Below are 18,802 nucleotides of genomic sequence, written 5' to 3'. Positions count from 1 at the left end.
CGTGATAGAAAATACAGATGCCGTTATTTTTGCTGAACAGCGCAGTGCCAATGGTCGCAAAATTGGTTTTGCTACCTTAAATAGCGAAAAGTCACTCAATGCCCTGACGCTCGATATGATCCGCTTGTTAGACAACCGGCTGCGCGAATGGGCACAAGATCCTGAGTTGGCGGTGGTGGTCTTGCAAGGGGCCGGTGAAAAAGCGTTTTGTGCCGGCGGTGATGTCCGCAAATTGCGGACGGCGTTGGTCGAGGGTGGCGATACCGTACCGAACCCCTTCGCCACGACCTATTTCACCGAAGAATATTGTCTCGATTATCTGATTCATACCTACCAAAAACCGATTCTGCTATGGGGTAGTGGGATTGTGATGGGAGGAGGATTGGGCTTGATGGCGGGCGCCAGTCATCGCGTGGTGACCGAATCATCACGCATTGCCATGCCAGAAATCACCATTGGCCTCTATCCCGATGTCGGCGGCAGCTGGTTCCTGAATCGGATGCCGGGCCGCGTGGGGTTGTTCTTGGCACTGACCGCCGCCCCATTAAACGCCCATGATGCTTTAGTGGTCAATTTGGCGGATTTCTTTGTTTGTGCTGAAGATAAATTGGCGTTGGCTGCGCGTTTGACGGATGTTGAATGGAGCGAAGTTGCCGAAGAAAACCACGGCAAATTATCCAAATTGCTGCGCGAGTTTTCTGCTCGTGCCGAGCCATTAAAACCTGCCTCACCTGTCCGCAAACATTTTGATCTGATTCAACAGCTCACCGACGGCGATACCTTAGCCGAAGTGGTGGAACAGATTTTGGCTCATCAAAACGATGATGACTGGATGAAGCGTGCGGCAAAGAGTTTAGCTGCCGGCTCGCCTACCTCTGCTGCTTTGTCATGGGCCATCGCCCATCGTGCGCGCCATCTGAGTTTGGCCGAGGCGTTCCAAATGGAACTCACGCTATCGGTGCAATGTTGCGCCCATCCGGATTTCCGTGAAGGGGTGCGTGCGTTGTTGATTGATAAAGACAATACGCCGAAATGGAGCCCTGCCACCCTAGCCGAGGTGAGTGCTGAACACGTTGCAGCACATTTTGCTTCGCCGTGGTCGGCAGAAGAGCATCCTTTAGCGGGTATGGCGTGTTGTTGCAAAGCCTAGGTTATTGATAAAAAAAGCATCGAGAGGAGATTCATCATGGCACAACGGATTGCGTTTATCGGTTTGGGGAATATGGGCGGCCCAATGGCGCTCAATTTGTTAAAAGGCGGTTTTGCCGTCACGGTGTTTGACTTGTCAGCCAGTGCTGTTGCGCGCTTGACCGAAGCTGGCGCAACAGCTGCCGATTCTGCCTCTGCCGCCGCACAACAGGCCGAAGTTGTGATTACCATGTTGCCGGCGGGTAAGCATGTCGAGGCGGTCTATCTGAACGAAGGTGGTGTGTTAGACCATGCACCGGCTGGCGCGTTGTTGATCGATTGCAGCACAATCGCTGCCGATGCCGCCCGTAAAGTGGCAGCCGCAGCGCAAGCGCGTGGCTTTACCATGATTGATGCACCGGTTTCTGGTGGTGTTGGCGGTGCGGCAGCGGGGACATTGACCTTTATCGTCGGTGGTAGCACCGAGGCTTTGGAACAAGCTCGCCCTGTGTTAGAAAAAATGGGGAAAAACATTTTCCATGCTGGTGACAGTGGCGCGGGCCAAGTGGCAAAAATCTGCAACAATATGTTGTTGGGGATTTTGATGGCTGGCACGTCTGAAGCGTTGGCGTTGGGGGTGGCGAATGGTCTAGATCCTAAAGTGTTATCTGACATAATCGCTAAGAGTTCAGGCCGCAATTGGGCAACCGAGTTGTATAACCCGTGGCCCGGGGTGATGGACAACGTCCCTGCCAGCCGTGAATATAGCGGTGGCTTTGGAACTGACTTGATGTTGAAAGATTTAGGCTTGGCGGAAGAGGCGGCGATCAGTGCCAAACAGGCCATTCCCCTCGGTGCACAGGCGCGGCAGTTATATGCCTTGCACAGCGGTTTAGGTCATGGCGGCCTCGATTTTTCCAGTATTGTGCGTTTGTTTAACAATAGTTAAGTTTTTGTCGGAATAAGGCTTGATGCCGATAGAATCTGTGGCGTAAGATGGCTTCAAAGCAGTGCATCGCTGCACTGCTTTCGGCTCGCAACCAAAACTGCGCTACCCGTGGCAAGTCCGTCCGGTAACGGCGGCGCTGTGACAGGGAGGGGCCCTGTGGCAGTTGGGAATGTGATGCCTGTCGGTGGGCTAAGGTGCTCGGGACAGGAACAAAACAGTGCACAAGTCTGTGCATTTTTTGGAAAGCAGCGCCTATGTTTCCCGAATACCGCGAACTGATTACCCGTTTGAAAACCGAAGACGCTCACTTTACCCGTTTGTTTGACAAGCACAACGAACTGGACCAGCGGATTAAAAACATGGAAGCCCGCATCGAACCCGGTTCACCTGTGGAAATCGAAAACTTGAAGAAAGAAAAACTGCATCTGAAAGATCAGTTATACGTCATCTTGAAAGAAGCCGACGCCACGTCAGCCTAATCCGTCTTGAATGACCCCTTAAACGCCAGCCATTGTGCTGGCGTTTTTGTTTGTTCTAAAAAAGTTACCTATGTGAATGTTTTTTTTAAGACAACTTGCGAAAACGACATGACCTGTCGCTGCCGTTAGTTAGAATAGTCATCATCTTAGCTACACAGCAGTTTGCTATGAACAACTCAACTGCCATCAATCTGCCGAAGTACAAGCGAAAAAGATTAAATTTTTTGACATTGTGATTCTATTTTCATAGGATATCATATTAGGTTAAGCCAAATTCGTAACCCAAAATAATGTAGCCATCGGTTATGTTGGGTTGCCAAACTACGCCAGCTGTCTTTCACTTTGTTTTGGACGAAAATTTTCGAAAAGAGTTAGTTCAATCTATTTAGATTTGAATGGTGTCATTTTGATAATGAAAGGATGCGTTAAATGGTGATGCAGGCTGTTGGTCTTGGACTTGTTGCTGACAAGGCGGCCAAGAAAATTGCGGGTGATGAAGTGAGTGCAGCGCGAACGACTATTTCAACTGGTCTTGGCGTTGCTTTAGGTGCAGCAGCATCAGGATCGCTGGTTGTAGCTTCAGTTGTATCAGCCCCTGTAACGGTGCCTCTTGCTATTGCATCTGGTGGTTTTGCTTTTTTAGCAAGTCGTTTTAAGTAAATTCTTAAGGAGATGCAGAAATGTTTTCAAATTTGATGGAAAAAATTGGATTCAATATTCCTGCTATCGTTATTGAGGCTGTAGGGAAAGCTGTTGAAGCAGTTGGCGAGGTTACCGATAGTGAAACGATGAAAGATGTGGGGAAAACGATTCAGGACAACAGCGATACTATTGCTGATTAGTCTAGGTTAAATCCAAAAGAAACAATTTGCCCACAAAAGCGGGCTTTTTTCATATTTAGAATTATGGTCTGATTTTTGTGTTTTTATAACAAATCTTACCTATATTGAAATGATTTCTTGATTAGAGCGTGGGCTTCGCGTTTCTTCCGAAGAGAACAATCTATCCTATCTCACTATTCAAAAACAATTGACGAATCACTTCCAAATCTATCGTATCTTTTAAGATGTATGCTATTGATTTTAAATGGCTTTTCTGTGTGTCACTCATTTTTTAAACCTATCTTGTTGATTTATAATGATTTTTTGTTGTTGAAAACAAGAAAAAAAATGTTATGCTGATTTTTTAACCACCAAACCAAAGGATGAATACCGATGTTAAGTAGCCACGGAAAAGAGTGTTCAGCTCCGATGCAGACTGCTGCGATTAAAATGAGATCAGAGATTGATCCTAAAAGCTTATCTAGTGTGACACTGGCTCGATTGGCAGAAGAGGTGAAAAACAATGGCCCAATGGTGTATGGGTCTTTTGACCGAGTCTTTAATAAGCATAATCGTTAAATGAAAGGTAGTAGCACGTGCAAATTGATACAATTCTGATAAAAGTTGCAAGCAGATGCAATATTGATTGCACATACTGCTACATATTTAACATGGGGGACGAAGGCTGGCGATCCATGCCAAGCTTGATGTCCGAAGAGACGATCGATGATTTAGTACGGTCGTTCTCTCAATTGATAAAAGATCAAGATGTTCCATTTGCCACCGTGCTTCACGGAGGTGAACCGTTAATGCTGGGGGCTCGACGCCTCCAGCATTTGTTAATTAAGCTAAGGGAAGTGCTGCCATTGAACTATCCTATAAGCTTACAAACCAACGGCATATTGATAACAGGTGAAATACTGGATTTATGCTCAAAATACAAAGTAAGTATCTCTGTAAGTGTTGATGGACCAAGGGAAATCAATGACAAATTTAGAGTAGATAAGCAGGGAGAAGGAACATACCAAAAAGTAGTTGAGGGTATAAACCTCCTGAGACATCATCAAGATTCTGATTTTCTTTATGCTGGGTTGCTATGTGTTATAGACCCAGATTCTAATCCAGAAGAGGTTTATAAATCCCTAAAAGGGCTCGGAGCGAAATCGATAGATTTTTTGTGCCGAGACGGTAATCATACCAACCTTCCCTATGGAAAATCTACGGTAAACTCCACTGAGTACGGTGAGTGGCTAGTAAAACTTCTCGAGATTTATATATCCGATACAACACCAGTTAAGATCAGATTCCTTGATGATATTTTGCGAATCTCCCTAGGTGGTATTGGGACAAAGGAAGGATTAGGCGATAACTTCTACGGTATCGTAATAATTGAAGCAGATGGCAGCTTATCAAAAAATGATACATTAAAAAGTAACTTTAATGGCGCAGATAAATTTGATGAGAAATGGGTAATTAAAACTGCTCGTTTATCAGAAGTTTTTAAGACGCCTACCTTTGCTGAATACTATAAACTTCAGAATCCAACATCTAAAGACTGCAATTCCTGTGATTACTTAGCTATCTGTGGTGGCGGGATGCCACTTCACCGTTGGAGTAAAGATAATGGATATGATAATCCTTCGGTATATTGCAGCGATCAGAAAGTTTTGATTAAAAAAGCTATTTCTATTCTTAAGAAAGAAGGAATGCTCCAGTGATTTTTAATGATTGTCAAAGTCAACTGAGGATGTTCCCATTTCCTCATCTTATAAGAGATGACGCACTTTTATATCAAGAGAGTGAAACGCTTCTTCATTGGCTTGAGCAGGATGCTCCATGGAAATTAAAAATTGCTGAGTTCTATCAGCAATATGAATTTAGCTTCGATGGAATCCAGCTTCCTGAAGAAGTAGCAAATATTTTTTCAGAATCATCAATAAATAATCTTAGGCGAAGTATTGAAAATTTATTCAAAGTAAATCTTTCTCGAAAAGTCCATATAGTTGCTCATAAATTAACGGAAGGTCAGGTAATAAGAATACATAATGATTTTATCCCTGGGGAGGAAAGTCATAGAGTCTTAATCCAGCTCAACAGGGGATGGACCGAAGAAAATGGTGGACTCTTAATGCTATTTTCTGAAAACAAACCAGAGAGTTTGACAAATGCTTTTTTACCTTTACACAACACTGCATTTGCGTTCGAAATATCATCAAAGTCTTTTCACGCAGTTTCATCTATAAACTCCGGAGAAAGATTTACGATTGTTATATCCTTCTTTAAGGAAAAAAATGATGCTATCAGGTGATGCTATATTCGATTTTATAAAAAAATCAAAAAATGAATTATGGTGGCCTGGACTATCTGATGCCATTGTTTCAAACGGTTCGAAACAATATAGTACAGCATCAGAAATTAGTGGAGAAACGTTAGAACCAAAATTAACTATACAAATACAGTCTCTTCCTGGTGCAAAGTTAGAGTTTTTACATGAAGCGCATGCCAAAATTTTTTTGCAGCAAAAGGTGAATCAAGTAAGTATTGATCAGTTCTCCAGTCCTGAGACACTAAAAAGAATTGAGTCGGCTGTTTCACTTATTGATATTTCACCAACATTAAAATCAACCATAACAACCTTTGTAAGGTCGATACATGTAATAGATGCTAAACCTGGTTACGATGTGAGCTTTACAGATCCTGGATTGGCATTTAGCATATTTGTTTCTGTGCCTTTCGATAATAATAATTCCGAATTAAGATTAGCTGAATCTATTATTCATGAGGCAATGCATCTCCAACTTTCTGCTTTAGAAAGTAAGCTAACTTTAGTTAATAACAAAAATTCAAAATTTTATTCTCCTTGGAAAAAAATGCTACGGCCAGTCTCTGGTATTATGCATGCATTGTACGTTTTTAGCTGTATAAGGCAATGGCTTGAATTAATAAAATTAAATAATTCAGGCCACGTTTATGCACTAACCCGTATACGAGAAATAAGGGAAGAGCTTGAACTTCTGGATTATCAGTGCTGCTACGATTCTCTTACTGACAGAGGAGCATTTATTTTCGAGAAAATGATAGAGGAATTAAGAAGGTAATCCATGGAAAAAAAAACAATAACACTTGACTTGGAGTTTGATTTAAAAAATGAGAATTATATCATCTGGAATGACCAAATAGTCATGTCTAGAAGTGAGAGCGATTATTTTGAGAAACTTTTCAAGAAGTTAAGGGAAATAAAAGTTTCAGCAGTAGATACTTTGGAGATTGGTTTTGGTTTGGGAATTTCTGCCTCTCTTATTCAGAGTGAGTTATCCCCAAATGTACATGAAATAATTGAAATAGAGAGAAGTATATATCAAGATTTATTAAATTTCTCCCAAGAGCATCCATCAGTCAAGCCAGTCTTTGGGGACTGGAGATCTTTAAGTTTTAGTGGCAAAAAATATGACTTTATATTTCATGATTCTTATGATTATAGCGGCGCTAAAGGATGGGAATTTGATAGATCGAAAGATGATTACGAAACTTTCAAAAGCATATTAAAAACTGATGGTTATATTTGTCATCCGCATTTCGGAGATGGTCCAGTTAGAGACGTAAATGGATTTGAAACAATTATTTTGGAAAGATTAGTGGTATCCCCAATACTCATGTGGGATAAAACAATATGTCAAGATGTAGCAATAGTGATAAGAAAACCTATATGGTAACATCGTAGTTGGGTTGCCAAACAACTGGCAACCCAACTATACGCCAGCTATCGTATGTCCTCGGGGGGAGGCTTGCGCCCGCTAGTCCCGTGGCTAGTGATTCGAATATGATTCATTTGGAATGCGTATGTCAAACTATAAGAACAACTAGACCCCGATTGTAGTGTGCAGCATCGTAGGTTGGGTTGCATTCGTAACCCAACATAATGTGGCTGTCGGTTATGTTGGGTTGCCAAACAACCGGCAAACCAACCTACGTCAGCTATCCTCAACCCACGCCGCCAGAGAATCCCTCGGTGCAATCTGCTAAAATCATCGCCTTTTCAGTTTGTTAGGCGATGTCCTATGTCTGTTTCTGTTGCGGTTGAGCTCACTGACGCCGAGAAAAAAGCACGTTATCAAGCCAATAAATTAACCAAACGTCTGCGTCATCACGTTGGCGATGCGATCAACGATTTCCAAATGATCGAACCCGGCGACAAGGTGATGGTGTGCCTGTCGGGTGGTAAAGATAGCTATGCCTTATTAGATATTTTGCTTGGCTTGCAAAAATCGGCCCCAATCGACTTTTCCTTGGTGGCGGTGAATCTTGACCAAAAACAACCTGGTTTTCCCGCCGATGTATTGCCAACCTATTTGGCACAATTAGGTATTGAATATCGCATTATCGAAGAAGATACCTATAGCATCGTCAAAAAATTGGTGCCTGAAGGAAAAACCACGTGTTCTCTGTGCTCGCGCTTACGGCGTGGCATCTTATATCGCGTGGCGGATGAACTGGGGGCAACCAAGATTGCCCTCGGTCATCACCGCGAGGACATTTTAGAAACCCTGTTTCTCAATATGTTCTACGGCGGAAAACTAAAAGCCATGCCGCCTAAGCTCATCAGCGATGATGGCAAACATATTGTGATTCGTCCTTTGGCCTATTGCCGAGAAAAAGACCTTGTTCGCTATGCCGAACAGCGACAATTTCCCATTATTCCTTGCAATCTCTGTGGCTCACAGCCCAATTTGCAACGGCAGGTGGTGAAAGAAATGTTGGCCGATTGGGATAAGCGTTTCCCCGGGCGGATTGAAACCATGTTCCGCAGTTTGCAAAATGTGGTGCCATCTCACCTCGCCGACACAGGGTTGTTTAACTTCCATGATTTACAGCGGACAGGCATGCCGATGGCTGACGGTGATACCGCGTTTGATCGTCAAACTTTCCACGATCCATTGCCACCGCAAGAAGACGATGATGAAACTGCCACCCCATCACCACGGCGAGTATTCAGTATTTTAGATTCCCGTCCAAAAGGGGATGGCTGTGCATCATAAGCCTGTACCGACGGCAAGACGGCGACAGCGTGCTGGGGTGCCGGTTGAGGTATGCGAAAGTGGCGAAGGGCGGGCGTTGTTGTTGGGCACGGATACGGTACAAAGCCTGATGAATGTCGGGCATCCTGCCGAATTGGTGTTGTCCTACACACGGGCGATGATGGGTGGATTGCTGTTTTATCGCCAACCGAAACGGATTCTTCATATCGGTTTGGGTGGGGGTTCTTTGCTGCGGTTTTGCTATGAACATCTGCCGGAGAGTGTGCACACGGTGGTTGAACTGCACGCTGAAGTGGTGGCGGCGGCGCGACAGTGGTTTGAGTTACCGGAAGAAGGCGAACGGCTTACCATTCACGTCATGGATGGCGTGGCCTTTATGGCGCAGTGTGAACAGCAGTTTGATCTGATTTTGGTAGATGCTTTTGATGGCGTGGAAATTGTCGCGGACACGGTGCGAGAGCCGTTTTTGCACGATTGCCGCCAAGCCTTGTCGGCTGAGGGGGTGTTGTCGCTGAATTTTTGGCGTAAAGATCCGTTTTTCGAGCGGCGTTTTCAGACGGTAACGCGACTGTTTGAGGGATGGGCATTTCAACTACCGGCGACAACGCACGGCAATGTGGCCATTCTTGCCATGCGTCCACCGATACCCAGCGTACTGCGGCTAGATCGCTTGGCGACCGAGGCGAATACACTGACAGCGCAATGCAATATCGAGTTTGATGCGTTTGTCTCGCGTTTGAAAGCAGAAAATCCACATACGGCACAACGCCTATTGCCCAGACAATAGCGCATTGGGTGGGCACACAAGCCGTGCCCACCTATCAGAGGGGCGAGAGTCTCAAAGATAGGCCAAACCGCTGTTAGCCAAGCCCACCAAATCAACCGTATTGGCATTGGCTTGTAATGTTGCTGCTGCCGCTAACAAATCGCCTTGTGTGGTTTCTCCACGGTCGAGCATACCCTGATAGAGCGCTTGGGTTGTTGCATCGGGTAAACTGCCGGTGACATTGCGGTAGACCGCTTTGACAAACGACGCATTGTCGCTGCCACCCGCGAGGGATTGGAACAATGGGGTTTGCACTGCCAATGCCACCACACTCTGCATCGATTTCCCTTGATCGAATAAATCCAATCCAGTGCTCACAATATTTGCTTGCAAAGCATTAAGGCCAAAAGCAGCGTTAATCAGCAAGGCCGTTTTCCCTGCATTGCCATTCAAGTCATAAGCAAATTTGCCATCAGTAAACTCCAGCCGCGATGCCTTTGTCACTGTTTCAGGGCTATAGCTGCCGCCTAGCTTCGTAACGCTGATTGTATTGTTCGAGGTTAACTTCACGCCGTAATCTGTGCGGGCTCCGCTATATTGTGCAATTGCGATGCCGTAGGCATTGCCTTTTAAGGTATGGCTGGTTAGCGTGGGATTGGCTGCTGCTTCGTAGCGTTCTGCACCGTAAATCGAAATCAGATAGGGATAAGGAAAGTCTTGATAGGGCGTGCCGCTGATGGTGACGTTGGCGACTTTGGCTTTTTCGATTTTATCAATGACATCTAGGCCATCAATGACTTTACCAAAGACGGCATAACCTGGCTGGGTGCTGCTTTGATAATTGAGATTGGTGTTGTCGACCGTATTCACAAAAAATTGCGAAGTGGCGGAGTTGGGATCGTTGGTGCGAGCCATGGCCACTGTGCCACGCAGATGGCTAAGGCCAGTGTTGCTTTCCAGTTCAATCGCAGCATCGGTGGTTTTAAATTGTAGCTTTTGATTCATCCCCCCGCCTTGCACCACAAATTGATTGATCACCCGATGAAAGATGGTGCCCGTGTAAAAGTCTTTGTCGACATAACTGAGGAAGTTGTTGACCGTTTTTGGGGCCTGTTCTGGGTACAGCTCCATGATGAATGGGCCGTAACTGGTATTGATTTGAACTTGTGGTTTTGTGCTCATAGCAAAATCAGATGGTTAGCGTACAGAAGGCAGCATGGTAACACCTGCTAATCCACATTGATAAATCGCTTCGGCGAGGGCGGCGATGGCTTTTTGGCGAGGGTATTGCCGGCGGTAGGCCAATACCACGCGCCGAGTCGGAGCGGGTGGGGTAAACGGGATAAGCGATAGCATAGCCTCATCGCCATTTTGTACCGACGTCAGCGGCAAAACCGTAATCCCCAATCCTCCGGCCACCATGTGGCGAACAGTGGTCAAAGAGCTACCTTGTAAACCATGTTGCCAACTTTCTAATCCGGGCGTGTGGGGCAGCGAGGGTTCGCTGTGGCGATCACATAAGGCCAAAACTTGATCACGGAAACAGTTGCCGTGTGCTAACAGCAAAATGCTTTCTTGTGCCAGCTCTTGCGGTGCAATCTGGGTGCGTTGTGCCCACGGGTGTTGCCGTGGGGTGGCGACAATAAAAGGCTCGTCGTACAGTGGTAGGGTGGCTAAACCCGATTCTTCAAACGGTTCCGCCACAATCGCTGCATCAATTTCACCCAGCTTGAGCATCTCTGTCAGACGCGAGGTGTAATTCTCTTCCAGATACAGCGGCATTTCTGGCGTGGTCTGTTGTAATGCTGGAATCAATCTGGGTAAGAGATAGGGGCTGATGGTGAAAATAATGCCTAAGCGCAGCGGCCCTGCCAGCTGATTTTGTTGGCTGCTGGCAAGTAAGCGTAGGCGTTCAACCTGTTCTAACACCAGCTGCGCTTGTTGAATAATGGGCTCACCTTGCGGCGTGATGGTGATTTCTGTGCCACGCTCAAATAGCGAAATGCCGAGTTCTTCTTCAAATTTTTTAACGGCAATAGACAGAGTGGGCTGACTGACAAAACAACGTGTAGCAGCACGGCCAAAATGGCGTTCACGGGCGACTGCAACGATATAGCGCAGCTCGGTTAGGGTCATGATTTATTTTTCTGGCAAGATGATATTGACCTCGAGCACTTCAAATTTGTTTTGCCGCTCGAATTGAACTTTGATGTCTTCTTGCGAGATGCGGATATATTTAGAGATCACCTGCATCAGTTCAGCTTGTAAAGCGGGGAGATAGTCGGGGGCAGCTTCATTATTATCGCCACGTTCGTGTGCCAAGATAATTTGTAAGCGTTCACGTGCCACGGCGGCGCTGCCCACGCTGCGCACAGGTGGGCTTGGTTCGGTACGACCAAAGATTTTTTCAATCAGGGACATAGCTGTTTTAGCCTCCAAACAGGCGCTTGAGTAGGCCAACCTTTTGCACATCTAAGAATCGATGAGGACGGTCTTCACCTAAGAAACGGGCGACGACGTCTTTATAGGCATCAGAAGCATCTGCACCATTGACATGGATCACCGGCGTCCCTGAGTTAGAGGCCTGTAATACAGCCTGAGATTCTGGAACCACACCAATGAACGGAATGCGCAGAATTTCTTTCACATCATTCACCGAGAGCATCTCACCTTTTTCTACCCGTTCTGGTGCATAGCGCGTAACCAGTAGATGTTCTCGAATCGGTTCGAGATTTTCGATTGCACGACGTGACTTGGAAGCGAGCAGGCCGAGGATACGGTCAGAATCACGCACAGAGGCGACTTCTGGGTTGGTCACCACAATCGCCTCATCGGCAAAATACAGTGCAGTCAGCGCGCCTTTTTCAATGCCTGCTGGCGAATCACAAACAATGTATTCAAAGTCTTTTGCTAATTCATTGATGACCCGTTCAACCCCTTCGAGGGTTAACGCATCTTTGTCCCGTGTTTGAGAGGCGGGCAAGATGTAAAGATTGTCGCAATGCTTATCTTTAATCAGTGATTGGTTTAAAGAAGATTCATTGTTAATGACGTTGATAATGTCGTAAACGACACGCCGTTCACAGCCCATAATCAAGTCAAGGTTCCGCAAACCGACATCAAAGTCGATGACGACGGTTTTGTGGCCACGTAAAGCCAAACCGGCAGCAAAGCTGGCGCTGGTGGTGGTTTTTCCCACGCCACCTTTACCAGAGGTAATCACAATGATTCTTGCCACAGTACTATCCTTATCAAACTGGTGTGGTTCAGGTTAATGGTGCAATTACCAAACGCTCGGCATCCAGATACACCTGAACGCTGTGCCCCTTGAGACTGACCGGGGGCTCGGTATCGAAAGTACGGTAGAAGCCAGCAATCGAAATCAGTTCTGGCTCAAAGCGATGCACAAAAATCCGTGCTGACATATCGCCATGTGCCCCTGCGAGTGCTCGACCTCGTAGCGGTGCGTAAATATGGATGTTGCCATCTGCAATCACTTCGGCACCACCGCTGATGGTTGCTAAAACAATAAGGTCACCACCTTTAGCATAGATTTGTTGGCCAGTTCGCACTGGCTTATCAATGATTAAAGTTTTGTGCCGTGTAGGTAAAGCGGGTTTATCCACTATTGTTTCAGCAGCGGCTATCGGATGCTGTTCGATAACGGTTGCTGGCTGCTCTGTGGAAACAGAAACTTCCTCTTCAGTTGCGGCAACGACAGCCGCAGTTTCCCCCGTGGTTGCTGGGATGTCCGCCTCTGGCGCAGGCGTAGCGATGGCATCAGGAATAGCTTCTGCCGTCGCTGCTAATAAGCGAGTGCTTTCAATCACCGGTGGCATCCACCCTAAACCTGCTGCCGCCGCAATATCTGCGAGGCTTGGATCAGGATGGCGGATGCTAATCGCTTGTAAGCCAAAGCGTGCGGTCAATTCACGCAAGGCTAATAGTTCATCCACACTGGTGTTGACCTCAAGGGTGGCCAAATCAAGCAGTGTGGGTTCGTGGAGAAGTTGACCCGCACGTTTTGCCAGACGAACGGAGAAGGCCTGTTCTAGCCGGGCAAGGTCTAGCGTGTAGAGATGCAGCGCAAGTGCATCAATACTGGCAGACTTGATGTCAAACGGGGATTTATAAGGTGACATGGTCGCATGAACTGCGATTGAATTAAACAATAGTCGCAGTTTACTCATTATTGCGCGCTCTCTTCAACACGATTTGCGTTTGTATTCAAACGAAGATTTGCAAAAAGAAAAATATCGTGACAATTTAAAGACTTGCCACTTTTGTGCAACGCAATAAAAACTTGACCAAATCTGTTTTAACGTTTATTCTTGAACCATGTTGCAGTGCAGCATAGAGTGAAGCTGTCAAACAAAGGCAGTCTTTCCTCTCTTAATAGAGCTGCCTGAGCTGCGATCTTTTATTCAGGCCTTTTTTTCAAGACACAAAGGAAGACATCATGTTGAACACTAACTCTCTCGCAAATGCACACGAACAACTGGCTAGCCTCGGTCAAGCGAATGTAGAGAAGGCAATGCGCCTGTCGAACATCGTTCTGTCCACCGCTGAGCGTTTTGCTTCGCTGAACATGGAATTGGGCAAAAAAATCCTCGACCAAAACGTTGAGACAGTTAAAGCGCTGACCGAAGCCAAAGACCCGAAAAAACTGGCAGAAATCTCCACCAACTTGGCTCAGCCTGCTGTGGATAACTCGCTGAACGCCGCACGTAGCCTGTACGACGCTGCTGTGTTGACTCAAAACGAAGTGCAATCTTTTGTTGAAGAACAACTGTTGGAATTCAACAAACAACTGTGCGCTAACTTGGACAAAATCGCTAAAACCAATCCAGCCGGTGAGCCAGCCATCAACGCCATCAAAAACGTGTTGACCTCGGCAACTGCTGCTTACGACAGCGTGGCAAAAACTGCGAAAAAAGTGAGCACCGAATTGGCTGAAGCGGGTGTTGCTGCTGCTGCAAATTCCGCTAAAGCGGCTGGCGAAGTGGTGTCGCAAGCCACTAAACAGGCTGCCCCTGCTGCTAAGAAATAATCGCTGACTTGCCACTGGCGAGTGAACGATCATAAAAAAGCGCCCCCGTTATGGGTGGCGCTTTTTTGTCGTATAAAAGAGACAGTATTTAAGAAAGCGTTCGGCGGGGTTGGCTGTGACGGGTGGCTTTGGCGTAATAAATGGCGGTAACAAAAAACACTGTACACCACACAATCTCTCCCCAAGCCATTAAACGCGAAGTTGGATCGATATCTGACCAAGCACGCATCACGCCCTCACCAAAGAAGAACAAGATAAACATGCTCGCCCATTGGTAGGTGTAGCGTTTACCGGCTAATACACCTCGCAGAGGCAGTAATAAAATCACTGCTTTCAATGCTAACAACGAACCCCCCGGGCGCAGCGGTGCAAGCCACAGCTCCCATGCCAGTGTCCACAAAATTAAGCTGATGAGGCTTGCCGCAGCAAGCCATAGTAAATGTCGTTCTGACATGGCCTAGCTTTCCTCATTACCCGTGGCAGTTGAAGGTTTACCGAGCCAACGCGCCATCATAATACCGAATTCGTATAGCAACCACAGCGGCACCGCGAGCATGATTTGGGACAACACATCCGGTGGGGTCACGATGGCGGCAATCACAAAAGCGCCGACAATCACATAAGGCCGCGCTTGGCGTAGTTGTTCTAGGCTGACAATACCGAGCTTGCTCAACACAATCACCACCACCGGCACTTCAAAGGTGATGCCAAAGGCCAAGAACATGCCGAGCACGAAGGAAAGATATTTATCAATATCTGTCATCATCGACACCCCATCGGGGGTCACCGAGCTCATAAAGCCAAACACTACTGGGAAAACCAGAAAATAAGCGAAGGCCATGCCGACGAGAAACAACACAAATGAGGATACGATTAACGGCAAAGCCAATCGTTTTTCGTGTTGATACAAGCCGGGTGCAACAAAAGCCCAAGCTTGATACAAGCTATGCGGTAGCGAAACCAAGAACGCCACCATCATGGTGACCTTCATCGGGACGAAGAATGGCGTGGTGACATCGGTTGCAATCATCTGGGCCCCTGCGGGTAGAACTTCCATCATCGGCAATGCCAATAACCGATAAATATCACCAGCCCAGTGAAATAAACCAAGAAAAACCAAAATGATGCCCAGCAGCGCACGAATCAGACGGGTACGCAATTCGATGAGGTGGGCGATCAGAGGCTGTTGCGAGGGATCGCTCATTTTTTACTGTCAGAAGAAACCGAAGGAGGAGAGGGGTCGGTGTGATTAGGAGATGGGGTGGTGCGTAGGCTATCGCGGACGTCTTGCAACGGCTGGCTAATGTCATCGCTGTGTTTACGCACGCTGTCTTCAAACTGTCGTGCGGCATCGGTCACATCGGCTTGTAGCTGTTTTAGCTCGCTGACATTGACCTCGCGTTGAATATCGGTTTTTACCGAATGCACAAAGCGTTGTGCCCGACCAATTAACGCCCCCACTGTCCGTGCAACCTTGGGCAGTCGCTCGGGGCCAATGACCACCAAAGCGACAATCCCAATCACAATCAATTCGCCGAAGCTGATCTCAAACACGATAAGGCTTACTTTTTATCTTGAGTCGGTTCGACATCAATCACGCGGCCACCTTCTTTGTTGGCTGTGGTGTTTGCCGTAGGGGTATCGGTTGCTGCTTTGTTCTCCTCTGAGTTCATTCCCTCTTTGAAGCCTTTGACTGCGCCGCCTAGGTCCTGGCCGATATTACGCAATTTTTTGGTACCAAAAATCAGCACCACTACCAGCAACACCACCAGCCAGTGCCAAATGCTAAAAGAACCCATGAGTGACTACCTTTTCAAAACTTAGCCAGGATGGCCAAAAACGTGAATGTGTAAATGGAAGACTTCCTGTCCACCACCGCGTCCGGTGTTGATGGCTGTCTTAAAGCCATTTTTCAAGCCCTGTTCAGCCGCCAAACGTGGCGCAAGTGCTAATAATTTACCCAACAAAGCCTCATCGTCTGCCGTGGCATGAGCCAAAGAGTCGATATGTCGTTTTGGGATGATGAGAAAATGCACAGGGGCAATTGGGTTGATGTCGTGAAAGGCCAGCACGTCCTCATCTTCATACACGATTTTAGATGGGATCGTGCCTGCCGCGATCTTACAGAACAGGCAAGCACTCATCGCATTTCCTTCTTTGTTATTGCTGCCGCGATGCTTTTTCGTCGTGACCGGAAATCCCCTCACGGCGATGCAATTCGTCTAACACATGCTCTGGGCGCAAACCGTGGTGAGTTAACAGAACCATGGTGTGGAACCACAAATCGGCCACCTCGCGTACCAAATGCAAGCGGTCACCGTCTTTCGAGGCCATCAGCGTTTCTGCCGCTTCTTCTGCCACTTTTTTCAAGATGGTGTCTTGCCCTTGATGCAACAGACTCGACACATAAGACGAGGCTGGATCAGCCCCCTTGCGGGTTTCTAAGGTGTCGGCGATGTGATACAGCACTTCAGCGTGAATCATGCTAACTCTCCAATTTCTAAGGGACAAAACAATAACAGACAAGTTCAGTCGGCATCACACTTGAACTTACACCCTTGAGGTGAAAGCGGCGTGAAAAGGCGTATTAGTGGCCGTGACCATGAGCATAAATTTGGCTAGGGTCTTTTTTCACTTCATCAGTGATTTCCCAAACACCATCACGCAATACACGGAAGAAACAGCTTTCGCGCCCAGTATGGCAGGCAATGCCGCCTTCTTGGTCTATCGAATAAATGATCACATCGCCATCACAATCTAAACGAATCTCGCGCACATGTTGAAAATGGCCCGATTCTTCGCCCTTGTGCCACAGTTTTTGCCGGCTGCGGGTCCAATAGTGGGCGGTGCCTTTTTCTGCTGTTAACGCCACCGCTTCACGGTTGGCATAGGCAAACATCAAAATACGTTGACTATTCGCGTCTTGGGCAATGACTGGGACTAAGCCTTGGTTATCCCAGCGAATTTCATCTAGCCATGTACTCATAAACGCACCTCGATACCGGCTTGTTGCATGGCGCGTTTGGCTTCTTCCACGGTGTGTTCACCGAAGTGGAAAATACTGGCTGCTAACACCGCATCCGCATGACCATGTAACACGCCATCGACCAGATGTTGCACATTACCCACGCCACCGGAAGCAATCACAGGAATATCAACTGCATCGCTGACTGCACGGGTTAATGGCAGGTTAAAACCAATTTTGGTGCCATCGCGGTCCATGCTGGTCAATAAAATCTCGCCAGCCCCGAGAGCCTGCATTTTTTGTGCCCATTCCACTGCATCGAGTCCGGTTGCCTTACGGCCACCGTGAGTAAACACTTCCCAGCGGTCGTTGTCTGGCGACACGGCTTTGGCATCGATCGCCACCACAATCGCTTGTGAGCCAAAGCGGTCGGCGGCATCTTTTACTAACTGAGGATTGAGGACAGCGGAGGTGTTGATACTGACTTTGTCGGCGCCGGCATTGAGCAAGCGGCGGACATCCGCCACTTCGCGCACGCCACCGCCAACGGTAAGGGGAATAAATACCTGTGAAGCAACGGCTTCGATGATGTGCAAAATAATATCGCGCGCGTCGCTAGAGGCAGTGATATCGAGAAAAGTCAGTTCATCTGCGCCTTGCTCATCATAACGACGGGCAATTTCCACCGGATCACCGGCATCACGCAGGCCTAAGAAATTCACACCTTTGACCACACGACCAGCAGTGACGTCAAGGCAGGGGATGATGCGTTTAGCAAGCATGGCGATTTCTTTAACGGGGCAACGCTTGGACGTTGCCCACATAAACAAAATTAAGCGTCAGACAGTTCGTCGGCAAGGGTTTGGGCGGCTTGGAAATCGATGGTGCCTTCATAAATAGCACGCCCTGTAATCGCCCCTTCGATGCCTTCGCTTTCGACTGCACACAAGGCTTTGACATCATCGAGGTTGGTTAGGCCGCCAGAGGCAATCACCGGAATGGTCAAGGCTTGTGCCAGTTTGACCGTGGCTTCGATATTGACGCCCGACAACATGCCATCGCGGCCAATGTCGGTATAAATCACCGACACCACGCCATAATCTTGGAAGCGGCGCGCCATATCGATCACATTGTGCTGGGTGACTTTTGCCCAACCGTCGGTGGCAACCATGCCATCTTTGGCATCCAAGCCAACAATGACTTGGCCGGGGAAGGCATCACAGGCATCGTGTAAAAAGCCTGGGTTTTTCACTGCGGCGGTGCCAATGATCACATATTTCAGACCGAGGTCGAGATAGCGGTCAATGGTATCCAAATCGCGGATACCGCCGCCCAACTGGACGGGCATATCGTCGCCTACCTCGCCCAGAATATCTCGGATCACCGAGAAGTTTTTGGGTTTGCCAGCAAACGCGCCATTCAGATCTACCAGATGCAGGCGGCGAGCGCCTTGGTCACGCCAATGAATGGCAACTTTGACCGGATCATCCGAGAAAATAGTGGCATCGTTCATTTCGCCTTGGCGCAAGCGCACGCATTGGCCGTCTTTCAAATCGATCGCAGGGATGAGTAGCATGATGCGTTGTAGGGTATCGGGTTAACAGAGAA

At 47.4% G+C, this 18,802-nt stretch carries 27 protein-coding genes; 13 read left to right on the top strand and 14 right to left on the bottom strand.

Annotated elements, in window-relative coordinates; genetic code table 11:
• The first annotated feature begins 1 nt into the window (after window position 1).
• The 12 genes from G465_RS0100350 (at window position 2) to G465_RS0100300 (ending at window position 9,200) form a co-directional block, all read left to right on the top strand.
• On the top strand, window positions 2-1,150 hold the full coding sequence (locus G465_RS0100350) for an enoyl-CoA hydratase/isomerase family protein (protein ID WP_245556732.1): 1,149 nt from the start codon (window positions 2-4) through the stop codon (window positions 1,148-1,150).
• 36 nt (window positions 1,151-1,186) lie between these two features.
• Window positions 1,187-2,077, top strand: a complete 891-nt coding sequence (mmsB, locus tag G465_RS0100345) for a 3-hydroxyisobutyrate dehydrogenase (protein ID WP_022652490.1) — start codon at window positions 1,187-1,189, stop codon at window positions 2,075-2,077.
• 254 nt (window positions 2,078-2,331) lie between these two features.
• Complete coding sequence (locus G465_RS0100340; RefSeq protein ID WP_022652489.1) at window positions 2,332-2,556, top strand: HP1242/YdcH family protein; 225 nt, start codon at window positions 2,332-2,334, stop codon at window positions 2,554-2,556.
• Window positions 2,557-2,985: 429 nt separating this feature from the next.
• Window positions 2,986-3,216, top strand: coding sequence for a hypothetical protein (locus G465_RS0100335; protein WP_022652488.1), 231 nt, complete (start codon window positions 2,986-2,988; stop codon window positions 3,214-3,216).
• Window positions 3,217-3,236: 20 nt separating this feature from the next.
• Window positions 3,237-3,398: a hypothetical protein gene (locus G465_RS15695; protein ID WP_022652487.1), complete on the top strand. Its 162-nt coding sequence runs from the start codon at window positions 3,237-3,239 to the stop codon at window positions 3,396-3,398.
• A 372-nt stretch (window positions 3,399-3,770) separates the two neighbouring features.
• On the top strand, window positions 3,771-3,956 hold the full coding sequence (yhhA, locus tag G465_RS16455; RefSeq protein ID WP_373277216.1) for a YhhA family cyclophane-containing RiPP: 186 nt from the start codon (window positions 3,771-3,773) through the stop codon (window positions 3,954-3,956).
• 17 nt (window positions 3,957-3,973) lie between these two features.
• Window positions 3,974-5,095 carry a cyclophane-forming radical SAM/SPASM peptide maturase YhhB gene (gene yhhB, locus G465_RS0100325; protein WP_022652486.1) on the top strand — a complete coding sequence of 374 codons (1,122 nt, stop codon included), beginning with the start codon at window positions 3,974-3,976 and terminating at the stop codon, window positions 5,093-5,095.
• Window positions 5,092-5,685 carry a cyclophane-containing peptide 2OG-Fe(II) oxygenase YhhC gene (gene yhhC, locus G465_RS0100320; RefSeq protein WP_022652485.1) on the top strand — a complete coding sequence of 198 codons (594 nt, stop codon included), beginning with the start codon at window positions 5,092-5,094 and terminating at the stop codon, window positions 5,683-5,685. Before yhhB ends, yhhC begins: the two co-directional genes overlap by 4 nt.
• On the top strand, window positions 5,669-6,475 hold the full coding sequence (locus G465_RS14860) for an aKG-HExxH-type peptide beta-hydroxylase (RefSeq protein ID WP_081642652.1): 807 nt from the start codon (window positions 5,669-5,671) through the stop codon (window positions 6,473-6,475). Before yhhC ends, G465_RS14860 begins: the two co-directional genes overlap by 17 nt.
• 3 nt (window positions 6,476-6,478) lie before the next feature.
• Window positions 6,479-7,090 carry a hypothetical protein gene (locus G465_RS12870; RefSeq protein WP_022652483.1) on the top strand — a complete coding sequence of 204 codons (612 nt, stop codon included), beginning with the start codon at window positions 6,479-6,481 and terminating at the stop codon, window positions 7,088-7,090.
• Window positions 7,091-7,435: 345 nt separating this feature from the next.
• Window positions 7,436-8,413, top strand: coding sequence for a tRNA 2-thiocytidine(32) synthetase TtcA (gene ttcA / locus G465_RS0100305; RefSeq protein ID WP_022652482.1), 978 nt, complete (start codon window positions 7,436-7,438; stop codon window positions 8,411-8,413).
• Entirely contained in the window at window positions 8,403-9,200 is a 798-nt protein-coding gene (locus G465_RS0100300) for a spermine/spermidine synthase domain-containing protein (RefSeq protein WP_162138799.1), read from the top strand. The genes ttcA and G465_RS0100300 overlap by 11 nt, the downstream gene beginning before the upstream one ends.
• A gap of 51 nt (window positions 9,201-9,251) precedes the next feature.
• Here G465_RS0100300 and G465_RS14855 read toward each other — a convergent pair whose 3' ends face one another.
• From G465_RS14855 to minC, 5 genes are read right to left on the bottom strand one after another with little or no spacing between them, the layout of a single operon-like run.
• On the bottom strand, window positions 9,252-10,361 hold the full coding sequence (locus G465_RS14855; protein ID WP_022652480.1) for a peptidylprolyl isomerase: 1,110 nt from the start codon (window positions 10,359-10,361) through the stop codon (window positions 9,252-9,254).
• Window positions 10,362-10,376: 15 nt separating this feature from the next.
• Window positions 10,377-11,315: a LysR substrate-binding domain-containing protein gene (locus tag G465_RS0100290; protein WP_022652479.1), complete on the bottom strand. Its 939-nt coding sequence runs from the start codon at window positions 11,313-11,315 to the stop codon at window positions 10,377-10,379.
• A gap of 3 nt (window positions 11,316-11,318) precedes the next feature.
• Window positions 11,319-11,600 (bottom strand): cell division topological specificity factor MinE, encoded by a 282-nt coding sequence (minE, locus tag G465_RS0100285; protein WP_022652478.1) that lies wholly within the window; start codon window positions 11,598-11,600, stop codon window positions 11,319-11,321.
• 7 nt (window positions 11,601-11,607) lie between these two features.
• Window positions 11,608-12,417 (bottom strand): septum site-determining protein MinD, encoded by an 810-nt coding sequence (gene minD / locus G465_RS0100280; protein ID WP_022652477.1) that lies wholly within the window; start codon window positions 12,415-12,417, stop codon window positions 11,608-11,610.
• Between the two features lie 28 nt (window positions 12,418-12,445).
• Window positions 12,446-13,369, bottom strand: a complete 924-nt coding sequence (gene minC / locus G465_RS0100275) for a septum site-determining protein MinC (protein ID WP_022652476.1) — start codon at window positions 13,367-13,369, stop codon at window positions 12,446-12,448.
• 269 nt (window positions 13,370-13,638) lie between these two features.
• Between minC and G465_RS0100270 the strand changes: the two genes are divergently transcribed.
• On the top strand, window positions 13,639-14,229 hold the full coding sequence (locus G465_RS0100270; protein ID WP_022652475.1) for a phasin family protein: 591 nt from the start codon (window positions 13,639-13,641) through the stop codon (window positions 14,227-14,229).
• Window positions 14,230-14,317: 88 nt separating this feature from the next.
• On the opposite strand, the gene G465_RS0100265 is transcribed toward G465_RS0100270, so the two are convergent.
• From G465_RS0100265 to hisA, 9 genes are all read right to left on the bottom strand, one after another.
• Window positions 14,318-14,683, bottom strand: a complete 366-nt coding sequence (locus G465_RS0100265; RefSeq protein ID WP_022652474.1) for a DUF2069 domain-containing protein — start codon at window positions 14,681-14,683, stop codon at window positions 14,318-14,320.
• A gap of 3 nt (window positions 14,684-14,686) precedes the next feature.
• Window positions 14,687-15,433, bottom strand: coding sequence for a twin-arginine translocase subunit TatC (gene tatC, locus G465_RS0100260; protein ID WP_027405036.1), 747 nt, complete (start codon window positions 15,431-15,433; stop codon window positions 14,687-14,689).
• On the bottom strand, window positions 15,430-15,783 hold the full coding sequence (tatB, locus tag G465_RS12860) for a Sec-independent protein translocase protein TatB (RefSeq protein WP_052165347.1): 354 nt from the start codon (window positions 15,781-15,783) through the stop codon (window positions 15,430-15,432). The genes tatC and tatB overlap by 4 nt, the downstream gene beginning before the upstream one ends.
• An 8-nt stretch (window positions 15,784-15,791) precedes the next feature.
• Window positions 15,792-16,028: a Sec-independent protein translocase subunit TatA gene (tatA, locus tag G465_RS0100250; protein ID WP_022652472.1), complete on the bottom strand. Its 237-nt coding sequence runs from the start codon at window positions 16,026-16,028 to the stop codon at window positions 15,792-15,794.
• A 21-nt stretch (window positions 16,029-16,049) separates the two neighbouring features.
• Window positions 16,050-16,373, bottom strand: a complete 324-nt coding sequence (locus G465_RS0100245; protein WP_022652471.1) for a histidine triad nucleotide-binding protein — start codon at window positions 16,371-16,373, stop codon at window positions 16,050-16,052.
• Window positions 16,374-16,389: 16 nt separating this feature from the next.
• Window positions 16,390-16,713, bottom strand: a complete 324-nt coding sequence (locus tag G465_RS0100240; RefSeq protein ID WP_027405035.1) for a phosphoribosyl-ATP diphosphatase — start codon at window positions 16,711-16,713, stop codon at window positions 16,390-16,392.
• A 103-nt stretch (window positions 16,714-16,816) separates the two neighbouring features.
• Window positions 16,817-17,215, bottom strand: coding sequence for a phosphoribosyl-AMP cyclohydrolase (gene hisI / locus G465_RS0100235; RefSeq protein WP_027405034.1), 399 nt, complete (start codon window positions 17,213-17,215; stop codon window positions 16,817-16,819).
• A complete protein-coding gene (gene hisF, locus G465_RS0100230) occupies window positions 17,212-17,976 on the bottom strand; it encodes an imidazole glycerol phosphate synthase subunit HisF (RefSeq protein WP_022652470.1) in 765 nt (254 codons plus the stop codon). Before hisF ends, hisI begins: the two co-directional genes overlap by 4 nt.
• 50 nt (window positions 17,977-18,026) lie before the next feature.
• Window positions 18,027-18,770 carry a 1-(5-phosphoribosyl)-5-[(5-phosphoribosylamino)methylideneamino]imidazole-4-carboxamide isomerase gene (gene hisA, locus G465_RS0100225; RefSeq protein WP_022652469.1) on the bottom strand — a complete coding sequence of 248 codons (744 nt, stop codon included), beginning with the start codon at window positions 18,768-18,770 and terminating at the stop codon, window positions 18,027-18,029.
• Window positions 18,771-18,802: the final 32 nt, after the last annotated feature.

Source organism: Aquaspirillum serpens DSM 68 (genome assembly GCF_000420525.1).
In the GTDB taxonomy this organism is placed as follows: domain Bacteria; phylum Pseudomonadota; class Gammaproteobacteria; order Burkholderiales; family Aquaspirillaceae; genus Aquaspirillum; species Aquaspirillum serpens.
This window is presented reverse-complemented; position numbering and strand designations above follow the sequence as displayed.

What these genes read in the sequence shown, in the direction of transcription:
- ttcA (WP_022652482.1), top strand. Translation starts at nt 7,436, where the DNA reads ATGTCTGTTTCTGTTGCGGTTGAGCTCACTGACGCCGAGAAAAAAGCA.
- tatA (WP_022652472.1), bottom strand. Translation starts at nt 16,028, where the DNA reads ATGGGTTCTTTTAGCATTTGGCACTGGCTGGTGGTGTTGCTGGTAGTG.
- mmsB (WP_022652490.1), top strand. Translation starts at nt 1,187, where the DNA reads ATGGCACAACGGATTGCGTTTATCGGTTTGGGGAATATGGGCGGCCCA.
- G465_RS12870 (WP_022652483.1), top strand. Translation starts at nt 6,479, where the DNA reads ATGGAAAAAAAAACAATAACACTTGACTTGGAGTTTGATTTAAAAAAT.
- hisF (WP_022652470.1), bottom strand. Translation starts at nt 17,976, where the DNA reads ATGCTTGCTAAACGCATCATCCCCTGCCTTGACGTCACTGCTGGTCGT.
- G465_RS0100245 (WP_022652471.1), bottom strand. Translation starts at nt 16,373, where the DNA reads ATGAGTGCTTGCCTGTTCTGTAAGATCGCGGCAGGCACGATCCCATCT.
- G465_RS0100290 (WP_022652479.1), bottom strand. Translation starts at nt 11,315, where the DNA reads ATGACCCTAACCGAGCTGCGCTATATCGTTGCAGTCGCCCGTGAACGC.
- G465_RS0100270 (WP_022652475.1), top strand. Translation starts at nt 13,639, where the DNA reads ATGTTGAACACTAACTCTCTCGCAAATGCACACGAACAACTGGCTAGC.
- hisA (WP_022652469.1), bottom strand. Translation starts at nt 18,770, where the DNA reads ATGCTACTCATCCCTGCGATCGATTTGAAAGACGGCCAATGCGTGCGC.
- G465_RS14860 (WP_081642652.1), top strand. Translation starts at nt 5,669, where the DNA reads ATGATGCTATCAGGTGATGCTATATTCGATTTTATAAAAAAATCAAAA.
- tatC (WP_027405036.1), bottom strand. Translation starts at nt 15,433, where the DNA reads ATGAGCGATCCCTCGCAACAGCCTCTGATCGCCCACCTCATCGAATTG.
- G465_RS0100335 (WP_022652488.1), top strand. Translation starts at nt 2,986, where the DNA reads ATGGTGATGCAGGCTGTTGGTCTTGGACTTGTTGCTGACAAGGCGGCC.
- G465_RS15695 (WP_022652487.1), top strand. Translation starts at nt 3,237, where the DNA reads ATGTTTTCAAATTTGATGGAAAAAATTGGATTCAATATTCCTGCTATC.
- hisI (WP_027405034.1), bottom strand. Translation starts at nt 17,215, where the DNA reads ATGAGTACATGGCTAGATGAAATTCGCTGGGATAACCAAGGCTTAGTC.
- G465_RS0100265 (WP_022652474.1), bottom strand. Translation starts at nt 14,683, where the DNA reads ATGTCAGAACGACATTTACTATGGCTTGCTGCGGCAAGCCTCATCAGC.
- yhhA (WP_373277216.1), top strand. Translation starts at nt 3,771, where the DNA reads ATGTTAAGTAGCCACGGAAAAGAGTGTTCAGCTCCGATGCAGACTGCT.
- G465_RS0100340 (WP_022652489.1), top strand. Translation starts at nt 2,332, where the DNA reads ATGTTTCCCGAATACCGCGAACTGATTACCCGTTTGAAAACCGAAGAC.
- G465_RS14855 (WP_022652480.1), bottom strand. Translation starts at nt 10,361, where the DNA reads ATGAGCACAAAACCACAAGTTCAAATCAATACCAGTTACGGCCCATTC.
- minE (WP_022652478.1), bottom strand. Translation starts at nt 11,600, where the DNA reads ATGTCCCTGATTGAAAAAATCTTTGGTCGTACCGAACCAAGCCCACCT.
- minC (WP_022652476.1), bottom strand. Translation starts at nt 13,369, where the DNA reads ATGAGTAAACTGCGACTATTGTTTAATTCAATCGCAGTTCATGCGACC.
- G465_RS0100240 (WP_027405035.1), bottom strand. Translation starts at nt 16,713, where the DNA reads ATGATTCACGCTGAAGTGCTGTATCACATCGCCGACACCTTAGAAACC.